The sequence below is a fragment of the Holdemania massiliensis AP2 genome, assembly GCF_000327285.1.
In the GTDB taxonomy this organism is placed as follows: domain Bacteria; phylum Bacillota_I; class Bacilli_A; order Erysipelotrichales; family Erysipelotrichaceae; genus Holdemania; species Holdemania massiliensis.
This window is the reverse complement of record NZ_HE998568.1, coordinates 151,206-176,084: the sequence shown is the minus strand read 5'-3', so window position 1 is coordinate 176,084 and position 24,879 is coordinate 151,206. Positions and strand designations below refer to the sequence as shown.

The 24,879-nt window shown below is 48.3% G+C and carries 19 protein-coding genes and 2 pseudogenes; 14 read left to right on the top strand and 7 right to left on the bottom strand.

What is annotated here, in order from left to right; translation table 11 throughout:
* The first annotated feature begins 96 nt into the window (after positions 1–96).
* A complete protein-coding gene (locus tag BN162_RS08635) occupies positions 97–1,815 on the top strand; it encodes an adenine deaminase C-terminal domain-containing protein (protein ID WP_020224692.1) in 1,719 nt (572 codons plus the stop codon).
* On the top strand, positions 1,812–3,125 hold the full coding sequence (locus BN162_RS08630; protein WP_020224691.1) for an amidohydrolase: 1,314 nt from the start codon (positions 1,812–1,814) through the stop codon (positions 3,123–3,125). The genes BN162_RS08635 and BN162_RS08630 overlap by 4 nt, the downstream gene beginning before the upstream one ends.
* A gap of 313 nt (positions 3,126–3,438) precedes the next feature.
* On the opposite strand, the gene BN162_RS08625 is transcribed toward BN162_RS08630, so the two are convergent.
* Positions 3,439–4,263 carry a VanW family protein gene (locus BN162_RS08625; RefSeq protein ID WP_020224690.1) on the bottom strand — a complete coding sequence of 275 codons (825 nt, stop codon included), beginning with the start codon at positions 4,261–4,263 and terminating at the stop codon, positions 3,439–3,441.
* A gap of 200 nt (positions 4,264–4,463) precedes the next feature.
* On the opposite strand from BN162_RS08625, the gene BN162_RS08620 reads away from it, so the two are divergent.
* From BN162_RS08620 to BN162_RS08600, 5 genes are all read left to right on the top strand, one after another.
* Positions 4,464–5,843, top strand: coding sequence for an aminopeptidase (locus BN162_RS08620; protein WP_020224689.1), 1,380 nt, complete (start codon positions 4,464–4,466; stop codon positions 5,841–5,843).
* Between the two features lie 235 nt (positions 5,844–6,078).
* Entirely contained in the window at positions 6,079–7,332 is a 1,254-nt protein-coding gene (locus tag BN162_RS08615) for a WYL domain-containing protein (protein WP_020224688.1), read from the top strand.
* Entirely contained in the window at positions 7,319–8,230 is a 912-nt protein-coding gene (locus BN162_RS08610; RefSeq protein WP_020224687.1) for a hypothetical protein, read from the top strand. Before BN162_RS08615 ends, BN162_RS08610 begins: the two co-directional genes overlap by 14 nt.
* Positions 8,231–8,492: 262 nt before the next feature.
* Positions 8,493–9,734, top strand: coding sequence for an RtcB family protein (locus BN162_RS08605; protein WP_020224686.1), 1,242 nt, complete (start codon positions 8,493–8,495; stop codon positions 9,732–9,734).
* A 1-nt stretch (position 9,735) separates the two neighbouring features.
* Entirely contained in the window at positions 9,736–10,494 is a 759-nt protein-coding gene (locus BN162_RS08600; RefSeq protein ID WP_020224685.1) for a nucleotidyltransferase domain-containing protein, read from the top strand.
* 128 nt (positions 10,495–10,622) lie between these two features.
* Here the strand turns inward: BN162_RS08600 and BN162_RS08595 are convergent, their stop codons facing one another.
* Positions 10,623–11,984 carry an alanine/glycine:cation symporter family protein gene (locus BN162_RS08595; RefSeq protein WP_020224684.1) on the bottom strand — a complete coding sequence of 454 codons (1,362 nt, stop codon included), beginning with the start codon at positions 11,982–11,984 and terminating at the stop codon, positions 10,623–10,625.
* A 207-nt stretch (positions 11,985–12,191) separates the two neighbouring features.
* Between BN162_RS08595 and BN162_RS08590 the strand changes: the two genes are divergently transcribed.
* From BN162_RS08590 to rhaD, 5 genes are all read left to right on the top strand, one after another.
* Positions 12,192–13,307, top strand: coding sequence for an alkaline phosphatase family protein (locus BN162_RS08590; RefSeq protein ID WP_020224683.1), 1,116 nt, complete (start codon positions 12,192–12,194; stop codon positions 13,305–13,307).
* Positions 13,304–14,098 carry a nucleoside phosphorylase gene (locus BN162_RS08585; protein ID WP_020224682.1) on the top strand — a complete coding sequence of 265 codons (795 nt, stop codon included), beginning with the start codon at positions 13,304–13,306 and terminating at the stop codon, positions 14,096–14,098. The genes BN162_RS08590 and BN162_RS08585 overlap by 4 nt, the downstream gene beginning before the upstream one ends.
* A gap of 137 nt (positions 14,099–14,235) precedes the next feature.
* The gene (gene rhaM, locus BN162_RS08580) at positions 14,236–14,550 is read left to right on the top strand and encodes an L-rhamnose mutarotase (protein ID WP_020224681.1); all 315 of its coding nucleotides are present in this window, start codon (positions 14,236–14,238) and stop codon (positions 14,548–14,550) included.
* A 16-nt stretch (positions 14,551–14,566) separates the two neighbouring features.
* Positions 14,567–15,835 carry an L-rhamnose isomerase gene (locus BN162_RS08575; RefSeq protein ID WP_020224680.1) on the top strand — a complete coding sequence of 423 codons (1,269 nt, stop codon included), beginning with the start codon at positions 14,567–14,569 and terminating at the stop codon, positions 15,833–15,835.
* Complete coding sequence (gene rhaD, locus BN162_RS08570) at positions 15,832–16,677, top strand: rhamnulose-1-phosphate aldolase (RefSeq protein ID WP_020224679.1); 846 nt, start codon at positions 15,832–15,834, stop codon at positions 16,675–16,677. Before BN162_RS08575 ends, rhaD begins: the two co-directional genes overlap by 4 nt.
* A 177-nt stretch (positions 16,678–16,854) precedes the next feature.
* Here rhaD and BN162_RS08565 read toward each other — a convergent pair whose 3' ends face one another.
* From BN162_RS08565 to BN162_RS17880, 3 genes and pseudogenes are all read right to left on the bottom strand, one after another.
* Positions 16,855–17,625, bottom strand: a complete 771-nt coding sequence (locus BN162_RS08565; protein ID WP_020224678.1) for a response regulator transcription factor — start codon at positions 17,623–17,625, stop codon at positions 16,855–16,857.
* Positions 17,603–17,899 (bottom strand): annotated as a pseudogene (locus tag BN162_RS19255) (sensor histidine kinase); the annotation flags it as partial. The pseudogene BN162_RS19255 and the gene BN162_RS08565, both read right to left, overlap by 23 nt.
* 117 nt (positions 17,900–18,016) lie before the next feature.
* A pseudogene (locus BN162_RS17880) lies at positions 18,017–19,246 on the bottom strand (cache domain-containing sensor histidine kinase); the annotation flags it as partial.
* A 189-nt stretch (positions 19,247–19,435) separates the two neighbouring features.
* Here BN162_RS17880 and BN162_RS08555 point away from each other — a divergent pair.
* Positions 19,436–20,917, top strand: a complete 1,482-nt coding sequence (locus BN162_RS08555; RefSeq protein WP_020224676.1) for a flavocytochrome c — start codon at positions 19,436–19,438, stop codon at positions 20,915–20,917.
* Between the two features lie 341 nt (positions 20,918–21,258).
* On the opposite strand, the gene BN162_RS08550 is transcribed toward BN162_RS08555, so the two are convergent.
* Positions 21,259–22,638: a GNAT family N-acetyltransferase gene (locus BN162_RS08550; RefSeq protein WP_020224675.1), complete on the bottom strand. Its 1,380-nt coding sequence runs from the start codon at positions 22,636–22,638 to the stop codon at positions 21,259–21,261.
* 101 nt (positions 22,639–22,739) lie between these two features.
* Complete coding sequence (locus BN162_RS08545; protein ID WP_020224674.1) at positions 22,740–23,861, bottom strand: glycerate kinase; 1,122 nt, start codon at positions 23,859–23,861, stop codon at positions 22,740–22,742.
* A gap of 222 nt (positions 23,862–24,083) precedes the next feature.
* Here BN162_RS08545 and bcp point away from each other — a divergent pair, with 222 nt between their 5' ends.
* Positions 24,084–24,542, top strand: coding sequence for a thioredoxin-dependent thiol peroxidase (gene bcp / locus BN162_RS08540; RefSeq protein ID WP_020224673.1), 459 nt, complete (start codon positions 24,084–24,086; stop codon positions 24,540–24,542).
* The last annotated feature ends 337 nt before the right edge of the window (positions 24,543–24,879 follow it).

Sequence of the window (24,879 nt, the reverse complement as noted above, 5' to 3'; positions counted from 1 at the left end):
AATGAAGCTTTCCTAAAAATGGGAAGGACAATGACAAGGCAGGGTCCGTTCGGGTCCTGCCCTGTTTCAAATTTAAGACGAAAGGAGAAACCGCCTATGAATACAATCAGAATTCGCAATGCCCGTGTTTACAACAGCTATACGCAGTCCTTTGAAGAAAAAAGTGTGCTGATCCGCGGCGAGCAGTTCGTGCAGCTGCAGGAAACCGAGGAGGAAATGCGCCAGAAAGTCGATCAGGAGATTGATGCTCAGGGCCGCTGGATGCTTCCCGGACTCATCGATATTCACATGCATGTTGAAAGCTCGATGACGATTCCGACCGAATTCTCTCGTCAGGCACTGTCCTTTGGAGTGACGACGGTGGTCGCCGATCCGCATGAAATAGCCAACGTATTTGGCTTAAAGGGGATCGAGGCGTTTATGGACAGCGAACCAGTCATGGATATTTTTTACGGCATTCCTTCCTCTGTTCCCTCGACAAATCCGGATTGCGAAACCACCGGCGGCGTGATCGGGCTGGAAGAAGTGGAAAAGCTATTGGATCATCCGCAGATCCGCTGCCTGGGAGAAGTCATGAACTTTAAGGAACTGGTCAGTGAGGACGAAACATTGATCAAACAGATCATCGCCCTGTGCCGGAAAAAACGGCCGCTTCTGCCGCTGGAAGGACATTGTCCGAAGATCAGCGGTGCGGATCTGGCCAAGTTTATCGCTTCCGGAGTCAATGCCGATCACACGCAGCAAACCCCGGAAAGCATCGTCGAGAAAATTACTAATGGCATGTTTTTGGAAATGCAGGGCAAGTCAATCAATCCGGATACGATCCGCACTTTGGTGGATCATCAGTTCTACGAATATTTCAGTCTTGTGACAGATGATGTCATGCCGGATCACTTTCTGCATGGACACCTCAATCAGGTTCTGCTTTCTGCGGTGAAATGCGGTCTGCCGATGGAAAAAGCCATTTACTGCAGCACCTTCACTTCTGCACGGCGGATGCATCTGGATGACCGCGGCGTGATTGCCCCGGGAAAACTGGCTGATTTTGTCCTGCTGGACAGCCTTGAGGACTGGCAGGTTCATCAGGTTTATAAAAACGGCGCTCTGGTCAGCGAGCCGAAAACCGGCTTTGCGGCGACAGAAAAACCGGTTTCCTTTCCACAGGAATTCTATCATTCACTGCAGCATCGCCCTTTAACGGCGGAGGATTTTGTCATCCGGGTCGCTTCTGAAACACAATCTGTTTTAGTGCATGGGATTGAAATTAATCCCCAGGCGACGTTTACCCGTCTGATCCGCACGCAGCTGCCGGTCAAGAATGGCGTAGTGCAGTGGCAGGACAGCGGTCTGGCATTGATCGCCTGCATTGAACGTTACGGCAAAGGCGGTCATATCGCACTGGCCTTTACGCAAGGCGGAATTCATAAGCAGGGCGCGGTCGCTTCCTCATGGGCGCATGATCATCATAATCTGATGGTGATGGGCTCCAATGTTCAGGATATGGTGTGTGCTGCCAATCATCTGCTTGCGATTCAAGGGGGTTATTGCGTCTGTGTCAATGAAAAAATCCAGGCGTGTGCCTCTTTGAACGTCGGCGGCATTGTTTCGGATCAGCCGCTGGCGCAGCTGGCATCGCAGGTGGAAGCAGTGCGGACAGCGATGGAAGAACAGCTGGGATATGTTCATCATAATGCGGTCATGTCCTTTGCGACCTTGTCCTTACCAGTATCACCGGAAATTAAATTGACGGATAAGGGCTTGCTGATCGGCAAGACGCTGGAATTTATCCCTTTGATTATTGAGGAACAGGCATGAGAACTCGGATTGAAAATGTGACGTTGGTCACCACTGACGAAGCCAATCATCTTTATCCCCAAGGTTGTCTGGTCATCGAGGATGATACGATTCTGGCTTTGAACGACTTCGATCTGGAAGTGGATGAAGTGATCGACGGAAAGCAGGGATTGCTTCTTCCGGGAATGGTCAATACGCATTGTCATCTGGGCATGATTCCTTTCCGGTCGTTGGGAGATGATTGTCCGGATCGGCTGCGGCGGTTTTTGTTTCCGCTCGAAAATGCAGCGATGACACGGGAGCTGGCTCAAGCTTCAGCTCGTTATGCCGCGGCAGAAATGATGCTGGGCGGCGTGACGACGGTGTTTGATATGTATTATTTTGAGGATGCGTTAGCCGAAGCGATGATAGAGATGAACATGCGCGCGGTTCTGGCGGAAACGATTGTGGATTTCGCCAACTGCGACAGTAACGAACCGTACGGCGGACTGGCGATCAGCGAACAGTTCATTGCCCAATGGAAAAACCGCCATCCTTTGATCACGCCGGCGATCGGTCCGCATGCGACCAACACCAACAGTGCCGAAGCTTTGAAACAAGCGCAGGCTATTGCTGAGCGGTACGATGTGCTGCTTTCCCTACATGCGGCAGAGATGGATTATGAAATGGAAATGTTCCGCAAAGAGAAAAATCAGACGCCGATCGAATATCTGGAATCGATTGGTTTGCTGAGTACGCATCTGGTGGCCGCGCATTGCATTCATGTCCATGATCATGATCTGAAACTGATGGCTCAGCATGGCTGTCGGATTGCGCATTGTATTGGTTCCAATACGAAGGCCGGCAAGGGTGTTGCACCATTAAAAAAGATGATAGAACAGGGGATACCGGTGGGATTGGGGAGCGACGGGGCTTCCAGCGGGAATACGCTGGATCTGTTTTCCCAGCTGCCGCTTATCGGCAAAGCGCACAAAACGGCCAATCATGACCGGTCGCTGTTTCCGGCAAAAGAGATTCTGCCGCTGGCGACCCTTGGCGGTGCCCGCGTACTGAATTTAGAGAATCAGATCGGTTCCTTGACTCCAGGCAAGAAAGCGGATTTGGTATTGGTGGAAACCCAATCGGTCAATATGTATCCGATCTATGATCCATTTTCCGTTTTGGTTTACAGCGCTAACGCGTCCAATGTGGATTCGGTATGGGTCAATGGCGTTCAGACGGTCAAGCATAAACAATTAGTTAAGCATGACTTGCGTGCTTTGCGTGCGGATCTGGAAGCGAAGATGCAAGTGTTCAAGGCCGAAGCGCTGCGGCGCAGTGAGGATTTATAAAGTAATTGAGAAGCAGTTTTGTAATTAATGAAAAGATGCGCGGAAGTTTTGACAAATAACGCACATCTTTTTGTTTTAATATCGAATATAGGTAAACTCGGCAATTCATTGCTTTCAAGTTCACTGGAATGCAGCCAGATTAGGTCCGGATGACTTTAAAGCTGCCTTAATTCATATCTGAAAGCGGCGAAAGATCGGATATTGTTATGGCAGCCGTCAAAGGGAAGAAAAGAATCGGTCTGCATTAACAATAAATAGTGAAAAGGGTGAGTGACAAGGGAAATCGTCTGAACAAGAATTTTTAAATGAATCTTTATCGAAATAACGTGGGATCAATCAGCTGCGGATCATACATCACTTTGGCATGATTGGTGATCAGCTCACGATCAAAGGCAACAAGACCGCTGTCTTTGTTAATCGCCTTAAGACGTACAATATTGTGACGGTAAGCGCCGTCTGCTTCCCAACTAAACCAGCTGTCCTGTTCATAGACATGAAATTTCAGCGGCTGAGGATGATCCGCCCGCAGTTCCCCGCGCAGATAACGATCATCCGTTGTAATGATGAGCTGAAAGGTATCCAAGGTGTTGTTTGTCACACGGTAATCTAAGTAATTGTAAACGATGGAGGTTCCTATGCCGAAAGGTACCTGCCGCCCGAAATCTGGAAATAAATCAAACCGACCATGATGATGGTGCTCCGTGATTGTCAAGGAACTGTGCAGAATCATCCAATGAATCAAATTGGTCATTTGGCACATCCCGCCGCCAATGCCGCTGGACGGATGATTGCCGGAGATAGTCAAACCTTCCTGATAGCCTTTTTCCGATGTACACTCGCCAACCAAATGCCAGAATGAGAATGTTTCGTTAGGCCTAATCAGGATCTTATTGAGTTTGGGGGCAGCCAGCGCCAGATTTACAGCCTTGTTTTCCTGCAGCTGCTGATCAACATCACCTAACTTGCGGCGGATTAGTGAATTATGTCGGTTGATTACATGGGGAAGCAAGGAATCACTGTAAGTTTCGGCAAACTGAGTATGATGAAGGCGGTCTTGAAAGTTCCGTTTGAAGATTTCCTTCTTTCGTGACAGCTGATAGGCGCGCGGCCCCAACTGATATAAATGAATTCGCTGCATCGGTTTATCCCTTTCTTAACTGATCGGCACACCTGCTCCTTACTCAGCAATCAACGTTAGCTGGAAGGCTGAGGCTCCTTGGTTTGTTCTTTTCTATATCGTAGCAATTATGTTGACAAATGTCAATGAAAGAAAAACAGGTTTTCTGCTTGTGTCCTGCCAGAGTTTGTTTATAATAATACACAGGAGGATTTTACTTGATGAAAACAGTATGGAGTAAAACGCAGGGGGCAGAACGTGAAGCGTTATTTGCCTTCAATGAAGCGTATAAGCATTTTATTTCGGTCTGCAAGACGGAACGGGAATGCGTGAAAGAAACCGTTCGACTAGCGGAAGAAAACGGTTACCGCGATCTGAATGCAGTGCTGGCAGCGAAAGAAAAAATTCAGGCCGGCGACAAGTTTTATGCGGTGAACAAAGATAAGGACATCGCGCTGTTTGTGATCGGCAGTGAACCGCTGGAAGCGGGCATGAATATCGTTGGAGCGCATATTGACTCTCCACGCCTGGATCTGAAGCAGCACCCGATTTATGAAGATCAGGGATTGACCTTGTTGGATACCCATTATTATGGCGGAATTAAGAAATATCAGTGGGTTGCTCATCCGATGGCTCTGCATGGCGTTGTCTTTAAGAAAGATGGCACGCGGATTGATTTGAACATTGGGGAAGATGATAACGATCCGGTTGTCGGCATCAGTGATCTGTTAGTCCACTTATCTGCGGATCAGATGCAGAAGACCGGCGCAAAGGTCGTCGAAGGCGAAGATCTAAATGTTTTGGTTGGAAGCATTCCGGCTGAATCGGACAAGGAAGAAAAAGAGCCGGTTAAAAAAGCGATCTTGGCTCTGTTAAAAGAAAAATACAACATTGAAGAGGATGATTTCCTTTCCGCTGAAATCGAAGTTGTTCCGGCCGGCAAAGCCCGTGATTATGGCTTAGACCGCAGTCTGGTTCTGGGCTACGGACACGATGACCGGGTTTGTGCATATACTTCGGCATTAGCGACGTTCGCGATGGAAAATCCACAGCGTACCAGCGTCTGCCTGCTGGTGGATAAAGAAGAAGTGGGAAGCAATGGCGCCAGCGGCATGCATTCGCATTTCTTTGAGAACACCGTTGCGGAAATTCTCAATGCGATGGGCGATTACAGCGAATTAAAAGTTCGCCGCGCTTTGCAAAACAGTAAGATGCTGAGCAGCGATGTCAGCGCGGGTTATGATCCGAACTATCCATCCGTGAATGAAATGAAAAATACGGCGTTTTTGGGAAAAGGGATTGTTTTCAACAAGTATACCGGCTCCCGCGGCAAGAGTGGATGCAACGATGCCAATCCGGAATTTATCGCTGAGCTGCGCCGGATTATGGAGGAAGAGAACGTGATGTTCCAGACTGCTGAGCTGGGACGTGTTGATCAGGGCGGCGGCGGAACCATCGCGTACATTTTGGCCAACTACAACATGGAAGTCATTGACGCCGGGATTGCAGTGCAGAATATGCACGCGCCATGGGAAGTGGTTTCCAAGGCTGACGTGTATGAAGCTTACCGTGCCTACATTGCATTCTTGAAAAAAGCATAATCGGATTTATTGCCGATCCTCAATTCCAAAATCATAAACTAAAGATAAGGTCATCATTAGAATGAACAAAGCTAAGGATGGCCTTTTTTGATTTGTAAGCACAATGTATTCCTGTTCTGTTTTCTTTGTGTGATAATAGTTGAAGGATAGGGCATAACGAATGCCAACCGTCTTATCGTTTACTGTAGAAATTCATTATTGATGGATAAAGGCAGAAAAAAGAGGTGACCAGTCTATGGCTTATAGTGAATTGGTGAAAAATTTCAGCAGAATAAGGGATTATATGCGAGAGTTTTACGTTTACGGATTTAAAAGCAGAAATGAATTTACCAAGAAAAGTGGACGCTCTTATGATGACGAAAAACGTCGATTAGAAAGCTGGCTTAAGGATTATATGCAATTTAGACAGACCGCAGAGGGGAAAAATGTTTTTCTCTCGATTGATACACGGATTACAAAACATAATCCACTTTACAAAGCATGGAAAACCAAGAGCTTCACTGAGGGTGATATTACACTTCATTTTATCTTGATGGATATTCTCAATTCCGCGGATCATCCGTTATCGTTTAATTCGATCAGGGAACAGATCGATGAATATCTATTGGACTTCGAAGAGCCTAGATTTTTCGATGAATCCACAGTGCGCAAAAAGCTCAATGAATACATTCGTGAAGGAATTGTGGTTGGCGAAATGTGCAGCAAGAAGAAAGTTTATCATGCAGCGGATCCAGCTCCCTTGTTGGATGTCGATGCAGTTCATTTCTTTTCAGAAGTTGCGCCTTGTGGAGTAATGGGTTCTTTTCTTTTAGACAAATTGGAAAATCATGAAGATCACTTGGCTTTTAAGCATCACTATATAACCGACACAATGGACAGTGAAATCCTCTGTGATATATTTAGCGCCATTCATGGGAAAAACGAAATGATGTTGAAAATGATGAATCGGCATAAAGCGCAAATCAATGAGAACACGGTGATCCCGTTAAAAGTGATGATCAGCGTACAAAATGGACGTCAGTATCTTATGGCCTATTCCTTTCGATTTCGACGCATTTCAGCCTACCGAATCGACAATATTGTTGCAGTGCAGATCAATGAGGTCAGCGATCGCTTCGATGAACTGCGAGCAAAGCTGGAAGGCATGCTTCCCCATATTTGGGGAGTCAGTACGCAAGGCGGATCGAACATGCGAATGGAACATGTTGAATTTACTATACGCTATACAGAGCAGGAGCAGCATATACCAAGACGGCTTGAAAGAGAGAAGCGCTGCGGCACTGTCGAACAGCTGGACTCGCATTCCAGCCGATTCAGCGCGGATGTTTATGATGCCAGTGAATTGATCCCTTGGATCCGAACCTTTCTTTGCCGTATAACGGAATTCAGCTTTTCTAATAAAACATTAGAAAAGCAGTTTAAAGAGGATCTGGAAGAGATGTATAAGCTTTATGGCTTAGAAAAGGAGGAGAACCATGCTTTTCAATGAACTATACAGCGCCTATTACAATACGGTTGCAGCTCTGCTGAAGCAAGCCATGGATCATCCGCTTTCCGATTCAGAGTTGAGCGAAATTATCCATCAACATGCGTTTGAAGAGAGTGAGCTATATATTCGTCCGGCATTGAAAGATCAGCGGTGGCAGCTGATTCAGACAGAGGGGACAACCTGCCTCAAGAAAATCCCGTCCATGCCGCTTACAACGTTACAGAAACAATGGTTAAAGGCGATTGGCATGGATGTGCGTATGCGTCTGTTTACGGAGGATACTTTTGATTTTCCTGATGTTGAGCCCTTGTTTATTCCTGATGATATTTTGATCTTTGATCAATATTCTGATGGTGATGATTATCAAAGTGAAACGTATATCAATAATTTTCGAATTCTCTTACAGGCGATTCGTACACATACGCCATTAAGTATTGTGCAGGAAAACAAACATGGACAAAAACTGACCGTTTTAATTCAGCCAGATTATTTAGAATATTCACAAAAAGATGATAAGTTTAGGCTGATTGGCGCAGGAAGCTACTTGGGGAATACAATTAACTTAGCGGGGATTATCAGCTGTCAACCGATCAAGGAGAATCCCCCGACGGATTTAAGAAAAAGAAATCCGTTAAAGCTGAGGAGTGTAATCTTTGAACTTGTCGATCAAAGAAATGCTTTGGAAAGAGTGTTAATGCATTTCGCTCATTTCAAGAAACGGGTTCAAAAAATAGATGTGAATCACTATGAGGTTACTTTATTCTACGATAAGGAAGATGAAACGGAGATTGTGATTCGGATTCTTTCCTTTGGACCTTTGCTCAAAGTGAAAGCACCCGTTCATTTTGTGAATTTGATAAAACAAAGATTAATCGATCAGAGAAGCTGCGGAATTTGAAAGTTCGCAGCTTTTTTTCCATGATCAAAAGACATTGCATCGTTACAATAGAGTTGTCATCAGCCGCTAAAGATGAATGAACAGGGGGCAATCTTGGTTTCCGGCGCAGTCCCTAAAATCTTTTCCATGGTAGCTGGAGGTACTTTGTCCCCTTATCAATGGATGATGGAGGTTCTGGAGAATGAGCGTTATTCTCGAATTGTAGCTTAAAAATAACAGGCGAAGATCACCGTGATCAGCAGCTTGAAAAGGAGGAAAGAAAATGTTTGAAATTAAAGGAAAAGTGAATACAGCGATTTGTTATGCCAAGGTCGTCGAGTCGGGGGCCATTGATCAGATTCGCAGAATGTGTGACTATGCTTTAACCCAGGATAGTCAAATAAGAATTATGCCGGATGTCCATGAAGGTAAAGGCTGCACGATTGGAACGACCATGACGGTTTTAGATAAGGTATGTCCGAATATCGTCGGCGTGGATATCGGCTGTGGGATGTATACCGTAAAGCTGAAGGAAAAAGAACTGGATTTTGAGAAAATCGATGAAGTCTGCCATCACATTCCTTCCGGTATGAATGTCTGGGAAGGTCGGAAGGAACATTTTGATTTGACGCAGCTTCGGTGTTATCGTTCACTAAGAGATACCCGTCGTTTAGAGCGTTCGCTGGGAACACTCGGTGGAGGAAATCATTTCATTGAAATTGATCGTGCAACAGAGGGGAGCTATTTTCTCATCATTCATTCTGGAAGCCGAAATCTTGGGAAACAAGTTGCGGAGTTCTATCAGCAGTTGGCCGTGGATCTGCATATGGGAAAAGAGGGTTACTACAAGCAACGGGAAGAGATCATTAGAACCTATAAGGAATTGGGGAAAAGATCGGAAATCCAGTCAGCCTTAAAAGCGTTGAAAGATTCGTATGAAACTCAGTTCTTGCTTGTTCCGGGAGATCTCTGTTGGCTGTATGGTTCGTTTCTGGACGATTATCTGCATGATGTTGAAATCTGTCAGATCTTTGCCCGCCGTAACCGTGAACGAATGGCAGAAATTTTTCTCGATCAGACTGGAATGACCAATTTGGAAGCCTTCCATACGATTCATAATTATATTGATACACAGGAAATGATTTTGCGCAAAGGGGCAATCGCTGCTCACCGTGCAGAGAAAGTGCTGATTCCCATCAATATGCGCAATGGATCCATTCTTGCTCTAGGAAAAGGCAATGCAGAATGGAATTATTCCGCACCCCATGGAGCGGGACGCATCATGTCCCGTGCTCAAGCGAGAGCATCACTGGATCTAAAAGATTATGAAGCATCCATGCAAGGAATTTATACAACGTCGGTCAATAAAAAAACGATTGATGAAGCGCCGATGGCTTACAAATCATTGGAGGATATTTTGGATGTGGTTCGAGAATCCGTGGAAGTTATTGATATCATGAAGCCGGTTTATAACTTTAAAGCATCCGATGAACAGCCAACCTGGAAAAAGCAGAAAGAGGGATAAGATGGAGAAGCAAATCATAACTAAGCTGCATAACTTAGAAGCAAAAGAGAATATCAAGATTTTACTTGCTGTAGAATCTGGAAGCCGGGCTTGGGGCTTTGCCTCACCAGACAGTGATTATGACGTTCGATTCATCTATGTTCGCCCGCAAGAAGAATATTTAAGACTTGAGAAAAAGCGGGATGTCATCGAGTTGCCGATCGAGGAAGAATTGGATATCAATGGATGGGATCTTCAGAAAACGTTAAGGCTTTTGCATAAGTCAAATCCTACGTTATGGGAATGGGTTTATTCACCGATTATTTATCTGGAAACTGAATTTTTAGAAACCTGCCAAAATGAAATGAACGCTTACTTCTCAGTAAAACGAAGTCTGTATCATTATCTCAGCATGGCAGAAAAAAATTATCGTGAATATCTAAGGAAAGACGATGTCAGAATGAAGAAGTATTTTTATGTCTTAAGACCGATTCTTGCTTGCCGCTGGCTTCTTAACCGAAAAACCCCACCACCCGTCTTATTTACAGAACTATTGGCAGCCGAGCTTCCCACCCCACTTGAGACTGAGGTTTATTCCCTTTTAGAATTAAAACAGCATTCACCAGAAGTTAAGATTATTCCGCGAATTGACAAACTCAATGCTTATCTGGATATCTCCGTTGCTGAAATAAAAAAGGAATTACAGAGGATGGATGAATCTCCGGTGGCCGATTGGAAAGAACTGAATGCCTGGTTTCTCCGGGAATTGAATAAGAATTAAGACATAAAGGCAAAGAAGCGAGCGTTTTTTTGCTTCTTAGTTAAAATGGAGGAAGGGCTCAAATTTAACACTTCAGATAAAAAAATCGGAGTGCGGTATCCATTCAGGAAATCGCATTTCCGATTTTTTTATTCCATTTCCGGATCGACTTCATCCAGATGTCCTTCATCCAGATAATAGCGTGTATCTTTAGCAATGACGCGGGTCAGAAGCAGCACGGCAATTAAATTGGGGATCGCCATGAGTCCATTCAATGTGTCGGCAATCGTCCACACCAGATCCAGCTGCATCGTACAGCCCAAATACAGCACGATAATCCACAGAAAGCGGTAAGGTTTAAGCACCTTTTTGCCAAACAGATACTCCATGCACCGTTCGCCGTAATAACTCCAGCCTAAAATGGTCGAATAGGCAAACGTCAGAATGCCAAAGATCAATAACGGCGTACCGATGACAGGAATCTGTGCGAAACACAAGGTTGTCAGCGTGCCGCCCTCCAGACCGACCGTGGAAATGGCGGGATTGGCTAGAATGCTGGAAACCAGCACCAGTCCTGTGATCAGACAAACGACGACCGTATCCCAGAACGTCCCGGTGGAAGCGATCAGGGCCTGACGCACTGGGTTGCGGGATTGTGCGGCAGCGGCGACAATCGGAGCGGAGCCCATCCCGGATTCATTGGAAAACAAGCCGCGTGCGCAGCCATAACGGCAGGCTGTCATGATCGTACTGCCGATAAATCCCCCAGCCATAGCCCGCGGTGTAAAGGCTGCCTGAACGATCAGCTCAATCGCGGGAATCAAATAGGCCCGATTGTAGAATAAGATATAAAAGCAGCCCAAGGTATAAAATAAAGACATGAACGGCACGAGTTTTTCACAGACATTGGCAATGGACTTCACGCCGCCGAAGATGACCAGAAACGTAACGACGGCCAGCACCACCCCAACAACCGGCGCGGAAAAACCAAAGTTGGTCACCAGCGCGTCCGCAATCGCATTGGACTGCACGCTGCAGCCAATTCCGAACGCCGCCAGTCCTGTCAGCAGGGCAAACACCACACCCAGCTTAGGATGACCGATCTTTTCCAGCACGACCATTGCCCCGCCCAGATAAGTTCCATCTTCGGTTTTGCGCCGATATTTGACTGCGATCAAGCTTTCCGCATATTTAGTCGCGATTCCGAATAAGCCTGTCAGCCAAGTCCATAACACAGCTCCCGGTCCGCCGGAAACGATTGCGGTCGCAACACCGATGATGTTGCCGGTTCCGATGGTGGAAGCCAGTGCTGTGGTCAGCGCCGCAAACGGACTGATGTCGCCTTCGGTTTTATCCGGGGTGACCGACAGCTTGATTCCTTTAAAAATCCAGCGCTGCACACCACGGGTCCGTAGGGTCATCCAGCAATGCGTCCCTAAAAGCAGAATGATCAGCGGCGGTCCCCACAGTACCTCGTTGAACTGACTGAAAATTTCATTGAATAATTCCATAATTAAAATCCCTCACCGGTATATTTTACCTCGGCCCGTTTCAATCGCAAAGTAAAATTTGATCTTAACCTGTATTTTTGTGTTAAAACCTTTGTTCTTTAACAGAAAATTGAGTAAAATGAAAACTAAAGATCACAGCTTTCCACCCGCTTTGCCGGATTGTGGAAAGAAGGTTTAGCTTAAACCTAGAAACGGAGGCGTATCGCTATGAATTTGATCCAACCTGATTATCAAACAGGAATTCTGGGGGTTATCAACGCCTGGCGTCAGCGTCTGGGGCTGCAGGTGCATCATCCTGCCGATCCGCAGCTGAGTGCCTGGCTGAACGATCATGCATGGGATCAGATCGTTGTTTTATTGATCGACGGCATGGGCTCGCGCCTGATGGAAACGATGCTGGATGAGGAAAGCTTTCTGCGCCGGCATCAGCTGAAAGAAGTCACAACGGTATATCCGTCGACCACCTCGGCGGCGACCACCAGCGTATTAAGCGGAAAATCACCCGCGGAAAATGGCTGGATTGGCTGGCATCAGTATTTTAAAGAACTGGACGATTCGCTGATCCTGTTCATGAACCGCAGCTATTATGGAACGCATTCCTATCCTGATTATTCCTATACGCATATCCCATTTCTGAATCAGAAGGAAGAGCTGCATCAGCTTGGAAAAACCGCGCTGGAACTGTATCCGGCATTTCGTGAGGGCGGAGCGCACAGCTTTGATGAGCTGTGCTGTCAGATCGCTATGCACAGTCAAGCGCAGGATGCCCAGTTTATCTATGCTTATTGGGATCATTTTGATTCATTGATGCATGCGAAAGGACCTTCGGATCCGCAATGCAGGGAAGAATTAAAGCAGATCGATCAGCGCTGCCGTCAGCTGGCAGCCCAGCTAAATCCCCGGACCGGTTTGATTATTCTTGCCGATCATGGTCAAATTGACGTGGACAACATAAATTTAAAAGACGATCCGGAATTATTGGACTGCCTGCGGTTTGGGCCAACCGTTGAACCGAGGGGAACAGTGTTCTTTGTTAAACCTGGCCAACAGGACTCGTTTGTCCGTCAATTCGAAGCGAAATACGGAGATCGGTTTGTGCTGAAACCTTCTGCGCAATGGCTGGAAGAAGGGCTGTTTGGTCCAGGGCAGCCGCATCCGCGAACCTTGGAATTTCTCGGCGATTACTTTGCGGTAGCGATTGCGGAAAGCTGCATCGGCTTGTGGGAAAACGGGAAACCGCCTTTTAAGGGACAGCATGCGGGATTGTGTGCCGAGGAAATGATGATTCCGGTCATCGTGGTGTCCAACGAGGACAGTGAATGAATACCTGGTTTGATCCGGCGGATTTCAGTCGGCCTGTCATCACCGCACAACGGCATGTGACAAGCCGTCATGGCTCGGCGGTACCGATCACTTTGCCGCCGGTGGGCGTCCTGTTTGAAATGGGGCGGGCGCTGGATCAGCTGACCCAGGACTTCACAACGGAAGTGATTGCCGATCGGCTGCCTTGTTTTCTGGATAACCCGCCCTGTCTGCGCCTGAAAGATCATCCGCAGGTCTGCTTTACCAAAGGCGGCTATGGTGCGCCAGCGGCAGTAGATACGCTGGAAACGCTCTTGGCGCTGGGGGTAAAAAAGGTGATTATCGCAGGCTTATGCGGCGTTTTCGATCCGCGGGTACAGGTTGGCGATGTTGTGATTCCGACGCGGATTCACAGTGAGGAAGGGACATCCCGTCATTACGCTCTCGATGCAACTTGGGCTTTTGCCCATCCTGAGCTTTGCGCTAAACTGCGGGAAGCGATGCGAAAAACCTTGGAAGTCAAAGCTTTCGATACGGTCACCACGGATGCGGTGTACCGTCAAACCCTGAATAAAGAAGCGTATTGGCGCTCGCTGGGCTGTGTCGGCGTGGATATGGAAGCCTCTGCCCTGCTGCAGGTTTGTGCCTGTTATCATGTTCCGGCAACCGCAGCTTTGTTAGCTTCTGATGGCCATCCCTTATCGGAAAGTGAAGGCGACTGGGATTGGGGCAGCGTCGATTTTGCCGCTGTTCGCAGGCAATATATTCATCAGATCGTTGAAGTCAGCGTTCAACTGGCGCAGAGGGATTAAAATTTTAATTTCAACATCGAGCTTCGTGACTTTTAGATAAAAGTGATGAAGCTTTTCTCTTTTCCGCGGGATTTCTGATATACTGAAATCAATCAGATACAGCGCTGAGAAATGCGCAGAAAGGGAGGCTTGAAAGGATGATTCGCAAAGCGTTTAAAATGAAGCTGTACCCGGGCAAGGAAGTCGAATACAAGCGGCGGCATGATCAGCTGTGGCCTGAAATGGAACAGATGATCCATGACTATGGCGGACATGAATATTCGATCTTTTTAGACCCGGAAACATTGACCCTGTTTGCCGTCTTGGAGATTGAGGACGAAGCCCGCTGGGCCGCATCCGCTGAAACGGAAATTTGTCAGAAGTGGTGGGCCTCGATGGTTGAGCTGATGGAAACCCATCCGGACAACAGTCCGGTCAGCATTGATTTAGTCCCTGTATTCTATTTGAAATAGGAGGAGGATCAAAATTATGACAACTGAAAAACTTCGCTGGGCTGCCGAACAATACGCCCAATGGGGCGTGGATGTCGAAGCGGCGCTGGCAGCGCTGGCACAGATTCCCATTTCCATTCATTGTTGGCAAGGCGATGATGTGATCGGCTTCGACGGCGCCGGGGATCTCTCCGGCGGGATCCAGGCGACCGGTAATTATCCCGGACGGGCGCGCAGCTTTACTGAGTTAAAGCAGGATATCGAAACAATGTTGTGTTTGATTCCCGGCCATCACCGCCTGAATCTGCACGCCAGCTATGCCGTCTTTGAACCCGGGCAGAAAGCTGAGCGCGATCAGTTGGAAATTCAGCATTTCCAATCCTGGATTGATTTTGCGAAGGAGCGTGGATTAGGTCTGGACTTCAATCCGACGCTGTTTGGGCATCCACTGGCTCAGACGGCAACCCTTTCCAATGCCGACGAAACAATCCGTCAGTTCTGGATTCGCCATTGCCAAGCCTGCATTCGAATCGCTGAGAGCTTCGCAGATCAGCTGGGCACGAGCAGTTTAGTCAATATTTGGATTCCCGACGGACTGAAGGACATCCCGGCCGATCGGACTTCACCTCGTCAGCGGCTGAAAACGTCGCTGGATCAAATTCTGGCGATGGATTACGATCGCTCCAAGGTCAAAGTTGCGGTGGAATCCAAGGTTTTCGGCATCGGAATTGAAAGCTATACCGTAGGCTCGCATGAGTTTTACATGAATTATGCCGCTCAAAATGGGCTGCTTTGTCTGCTCGACTCCGGTCATTATCATCCGACAGAAACAATCAGCGATAAGATCTCAGCGATGTTGATGTTTACGGATGAGCTGGCACTGCATATCAGCCGGCCGGTGCGCTGGGATAGTGATCATGTCGTTTTGTATGATGATGAAACACGCCAGATTGCTCAGGAAATTATCTGCAGCGGGGCTGAACGAATTCGAATTGCCACAGATTATTTTGATGCCAGCATCAACCGGATCGCCGCCTGGGTGATCGGCGTGCGCAGTGTTCAGAAAGCCTTGCTGAACGCCCTTTTAACACCGCAGGAAAAAATGGCCAAGCTGCAGAAGCAACAACGCTTTACCGAACTGATGGCGCTGCAGGAACAATTAAAAATGGCGCCGATCGGTGAGGTTTGGGAAGTCTTTTGCCTTCGTCAGGGCGTCCCGGGGGAAAACGCCTGGCTGAAGGTTGTGCAGGATTATGAGAAAGAAGTTCTGTTAAAACGAAATGAAGAGAAAGAGGAAATCGCATGAAATGTTTGGAGACCACCTGGATGCAGGACATGATCAGAATATGCGGCGACGGCTTTCGCCAGGGCTGGCATGAGCGCAACGGCGGAAATCTGTCCTATCGGATAAGTCAGGAAGCCATAGCCGAGCTTGGTGATCAGCTGCATTACGATCAGCCGTGGCAGTCGATTGGCACAGAGGTAAAGGGGCTGGCCGGGGAATTCTTTGCGGTGACCGGCAGCGGCAAATATATGCGCAATGTGGAATTGAAGCCGGAAAGCCATTTGGCGATCATTGAGATCAGTCCGGATGGGCTGCAATATCGGATTGTCTGGGGACTTACCGAAGGCGGCAGACCGACCAGCGAGCTGCCGACCCATTTGATGAATCATGAAGTGAAAAAACGGATAACCCAAGGCCGGCATCGTGTGATCTATCACGCCCATCCGGCGAATCTCATTGCGCTGACGTTTTTGCTTCCGCTGGACAGCGCGGTTTTTACGCGGGAATTGTGGGAAATGGCAACCGAATGTCCAGTCGTCTTCCCTGAGGGTCTTGGTGTTGTGAAATGGATGGTGCCCGGCGGCAAGCCGATCGCAGAGGAAACCAGCGTATTCATGGAACAGGTCAACGCGGTTGTCTGGGCGCATCATGGATTATTCTGTTCCGGTACCGACTTTGATGAAACCTTCGGTTTGATGCACACGATCGAAAAATCCGCAGAGATTCTGATCAAGGTGCTATCCGTCAGTCCAAACAAGCGGCAGACGATCACGACCGCGGATCTGATCGCCCTGGCCGCGGATTTCCATGTCACCTTGAATCCGGAAGCTCTGCATCTTTACGATGAGGGAGCTGAACACTAGCGGAAAAATCACAGACAGGAAGCAATAAAAACAGAGTGAATCTGAAGCCTTGTCCCAGGGCTTGGAATTCACTCTTTTTACTTTCTGATTATCAATTTTAAGTCTGCCGAAAATATTCGCTGACTTGTCAGCAATGAGCCGGTTCAGACTTTTTTAACCCATAACCGCAATGACGACTTAAGCTGACTTCGGTTTGTTTCCGGAATTTTCTTCTTTCATCATCTGACGGTACTGCTGCGGAGTGAGACCGAAGCGGTTCTTAAAAACCCGGCAGAAGTAATGCTGCGAAGTGAAACCACACTGCTCGGCAATTTCCCACATCAGAAGCGGCGGTTCACTTAATAACAAAGTTCGGGCCTGGGTCAGCCGTTTTTCGTTGATCAGTTCGCTGAAGGTGCAGTGGACTTCTTCTTTGATGATCCGGGAAAGATAGGAAGCAGAGACATGAAATTGATCAGACAGCTGGTTTAACGAAAAATCACTGTCCGTCACATGCTGCTCAATCTCCTGCAGCACCTGCGTGATCATGGAACGATCCTGATGCTGCGGGACGACGATCCGGGAGGTGGTGATCTGCTGCTGAAGCAGGACGGCACAGCGATCCAAAACAGCCAGCAGCTGTTCTTCACTGACCGGTTTTAACAAATAATCGACGACATGATAGCGGCAGGCTTTCTGGGCATAAGCAAAATCACTGTAGCCGGAGATAATGACAAACCGCAGCCGCGGGTCTTCATGATACCGTTCAATAATTTCCAGCCCGCTGACCAACGGCATATTGATATCCATCAGGACAATGGAAGGACGCAGTGTTTCGATCTTCTCACAGGCTTCTTCGCCCTGGGCAGCGACAGCGACAACCTCCATGTCTGTACGGCAGCGGCTGACCATCTTGGTCAATCCCCGCCGGGTCAGGGCTTCATCATCACAAATCAATACTTTCCACATGTTTCTTCTCCTTGATTGCCGGGATTCTGAGGGTTATGATCGTTCCCTGTCCAATGCCGCTGTCCAGGGTCAGACCGTAGTCTGCACCATAGGTTAAGCGAATCCGCTGATGAACGTTCACCAGACCGAAACCGGCCCGGCTTTGACCCTCTTCCATGGCCTGACGCAGCTCCCGTAATGTTTCTTCCTGAATTCCGACTCCGTTATCCGATACCCGAATCTTAACATCATCCCCATTGCGGCAGGCTTCAATCGTCAGCTGACAGCGATGCGGACAGGGCTTAATGCCATGGATTACTGCGTTTTCGGCCAATGGCTGAAGCAAGAGTTTCAGCATCAGCAGCGGTTCAGTCTGGGCATCAGCCTGGATTGTAAAATCAAACTGATCTTCAAACCGCATTTTCTGAATTTCCAGATAATAGCGCACGTGGTCCAGCTCCCGCGGCAGCGGGATAAACTCATCACCGCGGCTTAATGAAATCCGATAGAAGCTGGACAGCGTGCTGATCAGCTGAAGCATGTCCTGATCCTCATGATCATAGGCCATCCAGTGCAGCATATCCAACGTATTATAGAGGAAATGCGGATTGATCTGCGCCTGCAGGATGCGCAGTTCTGCACGGCGCTTCTGTTTTTCGTTGCGGAGCAGCTGATTCATCAGCTGCTGAAGCTGAGCTGTCAGTTTATTAAAGGAATGAGCTAACATCGCGATTTCATCGCTGCCCTGCGCTTGAGCTCGAATCGTCAGATCACCCCCGCCAGCTTTGTCCATTGTCTGGCACAGCTGGGCGAGCGGCTGACTGATCGTCCGCGAAAGCAGGATCGCGGCGAAAATCGTCAGTCCCAGCAAGAAAATCCAGACCACAGCCAGGGTGCTCAGCAGGGAATAGGTGCTTTCCATCAAAACAGCGCGCGGGACCTGCGTGCACAGAAACCAATCTTCCGTCATGGGAATCGGAGTGAAGTAGAAATAGGAACTGCCATCAGCGACATAACGGGTGGAGGCCGGCGGATCAGTTCGTAACGGTTCGCTGAACTGGATCAGTTGCTTGGTGCTTAACGTTTCCGGCAGCACTGTGTAGTTGCGTCCCTGGCTGTCCATGATCCAGGAAACACCGCCGTAAAAATCAATTCCCTGGGCCAGCTCCGTCAGCCGGTTCAAGGCGATCGCGCCGTTGATAAAGCCATAGGGAACTCCATCTTTGCGCAGCGGATAACAGATTAAAGCAATCGGGGCATTGTCGGTCTTGGAGGTAACCGGTTCGCTCAGAATAAAGGCTTCACCGCCGGTCATCGCGCGTTCAAAGTAATCACGGCCAGATACGTCGATCGTCTTATCCTGGGCAACCCAGCCGATCCCATCGGTCTTGCCGATCGCAAACGTTCCCCATTGATTGCCGAACCGCTGACCGACATCGGCATTGAGCGTATCGACAAACGGCCGGATCATATCAAAATCCATTGACTGAACCGCCGGGTTCAGCGCGATGATTTCCAGTTCGCTGACCCGCTGCGCCAGCCAGTCTCCGGCTTCCCGGGCTTTGGCGTCGAACAGCTGGATGCTTGTCGAGGAAACTAGCTGCTGATTGGCATGGGAAACCGTCAGATAGACAAGACTCATCAAGACGGCGAAGGCAATAGTGATAAGCGTGCTGAAGGTCACGATCATGCGGGTGCGGAATTTCATGGGATCACCTCAGGTTGATAAAGTGCAAATTTTAGAAAATATGTGCAAATACAAACAAATTCACATCAAGTATAATGCTAATGTAATCACAAATTAGTGATCTTGTAAAGGGAGGAAAAAGAAATGAAGAAAGTAACGCTATTGGTGTTGGCCGCCGTCATGACATTCAGTTTGGCAGCCTGCTCGCAAACCCCAGCGCAGCCGCAGACCAGCGATGAACCGCAGACAGCTGAGGTGAATACGGAAGCCGACGTCATCGTCTTAGGGGCCGGCGGAGCCGGGATGGCCGCCGCGATTACCGCCAAGGAAAACGGCGCCAGCGTCATCGTGCTGGAAAAGATGCCGATGGTCGGCGGCAACACGCTGATTTCCGGTGCAGAAATGGCCGCGCCGGGCAACTGGCTGCAGGAAAAGGAAGGCATTACCGATTCGGTTGAACAGTTCTATGAAGATATCATGAAAGGCGGCGACAATATCGCGGATCCAGACGTAGTGCATGTCCTGGCGGAAAATGCCCTGAGCGCTGCCGAATGGCTGCGGGATGACGTTCATGTCCAGTTTGAGGATTATATGTTATTCTTCGGCGGACATTCTGTCAAGCGCAGTCTGGTACCGCTGAATGCCAGCGGCGTGGAGCCGATTCAGAAATTAAAAGCAAAGTGCGAAGAACTGGGTGTTGAAATTCAAACCGATACTCCGGCAACGAAGCTGATCACCGATGAAGCCGGCAAAGTCATCGGTGTCGAAGCAGAACAGGCAGGACAGACTGTGACCTATACCGCTCATAACGGCGTCATTATTGCGACCGGCGGCTTTGGTTCCAATCTGGAAATGCGGAAAAAGTATAACCCGATGATGGATGAAAAAATTCTGTCTACCAACAGTGTTGGCTCTACCGGCGACGGCATCACGATGGCCGAAGCGATCGGCGCCCAGCTGGTGGGTATGGAATGGATTCAGACCTATCCGACCTGTGATGCGGAAACCGGACGGTTATTGTATGTCGGCGATGTTCGTTTAGACGGCCGGGCGATCCTGGTGAATCTGGAAGGCAAGCGGTTTGTTGAGGAACTGGAACGCCGCGACGTCATCTCCAAAGCCGTGACGGAAACAACGGATGGATTCTCCTATCTGTTCTGGGATGAAGCTTCGATGGTAGCTTCCGGTGTGGGTGAACAGCACAAAAGCGAATATGATGATCTGATTGAACGCGGCATGTTAGTCAAAGCCGATACGATTGAGGAAGCCGCGGCGCATTTCGGCATTGATGCTGAAAACCTGAAAGCTACGGTTGCCAAATATAACGAATATTGCGAAAAGGGCAAAGATGAAGAATTCAACAAACGCGGCGATCTGATTGCCTTCGGTGAAGGGCCGTACTACATTATGAAATCGATTCCGGCGATTCATCATACGATGGGCGGAATTAAGATCAACCCTGAAGCCCAGGTTGTCAATATGGATGGCCAAGTCATTGAAAATCTGTATGCAGCGGGTGAAGTCACCGGCGGTATCCACGGCACAAACCGTTTAGGCTCGGATGCGATTGCGGATATCATGGTCTTTGGCCGGATTGCAGGTGCTAACGCCGCAGCCAATCAATAAACAAAAATTTATTTTACCAACTGAAAAGCTCTGTCCTTTCTCCACGAAAGCGGCAGCGCTTTTCCTTTTTGCTCTGGAAGCAAGGTGAGATTGGTAGACACAGCTGGATTTTATAATTGGAAGATCAAGGTGATTCACCGAAAAACAAAGTAGGTCGAAAGTTTCTCTGATAAAGATGCTTACCCCCATTGCTTGCCACTCTCTAACACGGGAAGCGAAGCCTTAAATTAAGACAAGAAATACATTATTTTTTGAAAGTGCGATGAACTGTAAAAGCAGCGAAAGAAAAGCGGAATCCCTGGATCAAGCCTGAAGGGCGATCCTGTTCCGCTTTCTTTGATTTATAAGATAAAAGAATAAGCCTGTTTTAGAGCTTCAAGGACATCATGATCGTCCAGCGGACCCTCAGGCAGTCGTATGACGATATCAAATCCGAGAATTTCAGCCTGAACTGATGAAATCTTAGCCGGCGTGATCAACATTGTCAGCATGTCTTCATGATGGGCCATCGCCGCGGCGTGGGGTAAGGCGCTGGGTGAAGTCGGTGTCAGCGGAGTTTGCCGGAAGCAAAGCAGCGCATCCGCATGCTTTAACCGTTCGCCAAAACCAATCGTAGACATCAACGCCGCAATGCCATCCTGACATTTCCCTTTGAGGATGGCCTGAACAGTATAGCCGAGGCCATGACCAGCACAGGCCCCCGGTTCCGGCGCCGCGATTTGTCCAAGCCAGTGAAGCAGCGGTGAGCGGGGAAGTGTATTTCGATAAAGATCCAGAGGATCGCAAAGGGCAATAAAGGTTAAGCCGCGCAGCGTTTTTCTCATCTCGCCATCCTCAGCCTGGATGATTTCACCTTGTTGATTACAGATCAATTTCATGCCTAAAGCCTCAAGCATTCCTCTGCCGCCGTCTTGGGGACCTTCATCACTTAAAACAAGATAAAAGCGCCGGCAGCCCTGCGTCATAGCATGCAGAATCATCATGCCGTATAATGTTGAATCTGATTCATCAGCTATGGCAGAAAGCTCAAGAATGGCATTGTTGCCCCGGACTGCATAACTGATCCGATGGGAAGCTGGGGAGGGAAAGAAAACTCGCCGACAGACGGACTGACCGATTAAGGCGTCAACGTAGCCATGCCGATGATCGCTTAAATTGCAGGAAAGCGACTGACATTGAGAACCCGGAATAGTGGCCTGCAGGATTTCCGTGAAAGCCCGTGCATCCCAGCCATTGTCAAACGGCTCGGCCGCCAGAACCAGCCGCGAGCGCAGTGTCTGCCGCATGAAAAACCGTCCCTGCAGCTGAACCGGGTGACGATCATTGGCCATCAAGGTAAAGCCTTCTTTCAGAAAGAACGGCAAGGAAGCCAATAAAACGATGACCTGCAGCTCAAAGTGATGATGTTTTTTAGCATAACGGCGCGCCTGATGCAGCAGTTCGCTGGATAAACCCTCGCCTTGATGCTGCTGCGAAACCACCAGCAGATCAATCTGCCACCGCTGCGGATCCAAGGCTAAAAGTCCAACCAGCTGACCTTCACTTTCTTCCGCTGCAAAAATTTCCCATTGCGGCAGAGGTTTGTTGGGAACGACTTCTGAAACATCCCAGCTGCAGGCTTTGACACAGGTTTGCCGCTCAGCGTTAAGCATACGGCGGCTGAAATCCAAAAAGGACTGAATGTTGGGGGACTGACTCGCAGGTAAATGACGGATTTTCATGGTTAACCTCTCCTGGCTGTTTCTTTCATTTTATCATAATCCGGACGTGCAGAAAACGTTCTTTGACAGCGCTTACAAAAAAGCCGGATTATTTATCCAGCTTACAGGGATTGATAATGTTGATTCAGCCAGGATTTCCATTCGCTCTGAAGCCTGTCAGAAGCCTGGTCGAGGCTTTCCTGCAGACTCATCTGCGGTTGCTGCAAGACCAGCACATCGCAGAATCCAGCCTTAATCAAGTCGGCTTTGGGGAATGCCAGCTGTCCGCATACAGCCAGTACCGGAACGTGAGCTTGCTGGCCATGCCGCAGGATGCCTAACGGGACTTTCCCCTGCAGACTTTGCGAATCCAGACGGCCTTCACCGGTGAGGATCAGGTCAGCCTGCTTTAACTGTTCATCCAGCTGCATCCATTGCAAGCACTGCTCCAGTCCGCTGCGGATCTCACAATGAAACAATCCGCTCAGCATCAGGCCGCAGGCTCCGGCTGCTCCCAAGCCTGGCTGATCAGCCAGGACACAGGATTTCCATTTTTCCACCTTGCGTGTCAGTGTTTCTGTCGCCTGATCCAGCTGTTCGATCAGGCGTTGATCAGCCCCTTTCTGCCGTGCAAAGACCCGTGCTGCTCCAAGGGATCCAAAAAGCGGATTCGTGACATCGCACAGGCAAACTAACTGTGCCGGGTATTGATTGAACAAACTTTCAGAATCATCTATCGCGTCAATCTGATTGAGCGTGGCACCGGTGGGCAGAAAGGCTTTTCCCTGATGGAAAAAACGAATGCCCAAGGCAGCCGCAATGCCGCAGCCGGCATCATGCGTACCGCTGCCGCCCAAACCCAAATATAGAGTTTTGCATCCAGTCTTCAGTGCCGCTTTCAGCTGCAGTCCGGTGCCATAGGTTGACATTAAAGAAGGATCATGCGGATCACATAAACCTAATCCGCTGCATTGTGCCAATTCAATGACCGCTTCATCCTCCCGGCGCGCCCAAGCGGCCGTCAGCGGTCTGTTCATCGGGTCGTAGAATTGACCTTCCTGCCGTGCAAAGCCGCCGCTTTTGACAACCGCTTCTACTAACCCTTCGCCGCCGTCACTGATCGGCAACACCGTGACTTGGACAGAAGGGAGTATTTCCTGAGTAACCATTTGAATCAGTTCCCCGATCTGACTGCTGGATAAACAGCCTTTAAATGAATCTGCAGCAACTATGATTTTTTCCATTACTCAACCTCCATTTCCATTCCCGTTTTCTTTTTACTTCTTTTTGATTATATCATCCTTTTCGCGTTTTTCTCTCTGCAATCCTGTGGCATAGGACGAAACGATCACTTCAAAATTTATTTTTTATTTATTTCAAGATAACCGAAAGAAAGCGTTGGAGTAGGCAGAAATCAAAAAAACGGGTATGATAAGTTTAAACAAGAAAAGAAGGGATGGTTTAAGATGGAAAAAGCTTACGATTTTACATTGTATGACAGCGAGGGTAATGCCGTATCGCTGCATGATTTTTTAGGACAAAAAGTCGTCGTCTATTTTTATCCGAAAGACAGTACTCCAGGCTGTACGAAGCAAGCCTGCAGCTATCGTGATCATTTTGCGGAATTGACCGCACGCAATCTTAAGGTTATCGGGATTTCCAAAGATTCTGTGACTTCGCATCAGAAATTCATTGCCAAGCAGAACTTGAATTTTACGCTGCTTTCGGATCCGGATCGGATTGCGATTGAAGCTTATGGTGTCTGGCAGGAGAAAATGATGTATGGCAAAAAGGTAATGGGCGTAGCCCGGACGACCTTTGTGATCGATGAGCAGGGCATGATTCTGAAGCGCTTTGACAAGGTGAAGCCGGATCAGGATGTCGCTCAGGTTCTGGCGCTGATTGACAGTCTAAAGGCTGAGTAAAAATTCATTTGACGGTACAGTCTGGGATTAAAGGCTGTGCCTTTTTTTCATTAAAGAGGATGAAGTTAAACTGTTTTGATAGCTGAAAATCAGTCCCAAACCATGTGAACATTGGAGCGGGAAGCAGAGAGAAGAGGTTGAAAGACTGCGACTGGTTTGTATTCTTTGCGAAGCAGAATTATAATATGTTTATCGAACCGAAGAAAATATACGTATGTAGTTTAAAGAAGCTGCGGTAAAAATTCAGAAATTTTCATGAATCTATGTTTATCCTGTCTAGCAAAGCAGTTACAGCTGCGAAAAAGGCTGCGGGATAGTAAGGCATCGGCAGGCTGAT

Coding starts and splice junctions, on each gene's coding strand:
- BN162_RS08605 (WP_020224686.1), top strand. CDS start 8,493: ATGTTTGAAATTAAAGGAAAAGTGAATACAGCGATTTGTTATGCCAAG.
- rhaM (WP_020224681.1), top strand. CDS start 14,236: ATGATTCGCAAAGCGTTTAAAATGAAGCTGTACCCGGGCAAGGAAGTC.
- BN162_RS08590 (WP_020224683.1), top strand. CDS start 12,192: ATGAATTTGATCCAACCTGATTATCAAACAGGAATTCTGGGGGTTATC.
- rhaD (WP_020224679.1), top strand. CDS start 15,832: ATGAAATGTTTGGAGACCACCTGGATGCAGGACATGATCAGAATATGC.
- BN162_RS08615 (WP_020224688.1), top strand. CDS start 6,079: ATGGCTTATAGTGAATTGGTGAAAAATTTCAGCAGAATAAGGGATTAT.
- BN162_RS08585 (WP_020224682.1), top strand. CDS start 13,304: ATGAATACCTGGTTTGATCCGGCGGATTTCAGTCGGCCTGTCATCACC.
- BN162_RS08610 (WP_020224687.1), top strand. CDS start 7,319: ATGCTTTTCAATGAACTATACAGCGCCTATTACAATACGGTTGCAGCT.
- bcp (WP_020224673.1), top strand. CDS start 24,084: ATGGAAAAAGCTTACGATTTTACATTGTATGACAGCGAGGGTAATGCC.
- BN162_RS08545 (WP_020224674.1), bottom strand. CDS start 23,861: ATGGAAAAAATCATAGTTGCTGCAGATTCATTTAAAGGCTGTTTATCC.
- BN162_RS08635 (WP_020224692.1), top strand. CDS start 97: ATGAATACAATCAGAATTCGCAATGCCCGTGTTTACAACAGCTATACG.
- BN162_RS08555 (WP_020224676.1), top strand. CDS start 19,436: ATGAAGAAAGTAACGCTATTGGTGTTGGCCGCCGTCATGACATTCAGT.
- BN162_RS08575 (WP_020224680.1), top strand. CDS start 14,567: ATGACAACTGAAAAACTTCGCTGGGCTGCCGAACAATACGCCCAATGG.
- BN162_RS08620 (WP_020224689.1), top strand. CDS start 4,464: ATGAAAACAGTATGGAGTAAAACGCAGGGGGCAGAACGTGAAGCGTTA.
- BN162_RS08595 (WP_020224684.1), bottom strand. CDS start 11,984: ATGGAATTATTCAATGAAATTTTCAGTCAGTTCAACGAGGTACTGTGG.
- BN162_RS08550 (WP_020224675.1), bottom strand. CDS start 22,638: ATGAAAATCCGTCATTTACCTGCGAGTCAGTCCCCCAACATTCAGTCC.
- BN162_RS08600 (WP_020224685.1), top strand. CDS start 9,736: ATGGAGAAGCAAATCATAACTAAGCTGCATAACTTAGAAGCAAAAGAG.
- BN162_RS08630 (WP_020224691.1), top strand. CDS start 1,812: ATGAGAACTCGGATTGAAAATGTGACGTTGGTCACCACTGACGAAGCC.
- BN162_RS08625 (WP_020224690.1), bottom strand. CDS start 4,263: ATGCAGCGAATTCATTTATATCAGTTGGGGCCGCGCGCCTATCAGCTG.
- BN162_RS08565 (WP_020224678.1), bottom strand. CDS start 17,625: ATGTGGAAAGTATTGATTTGTGATGATGAAGCCCTGACCCGGCGGGGA.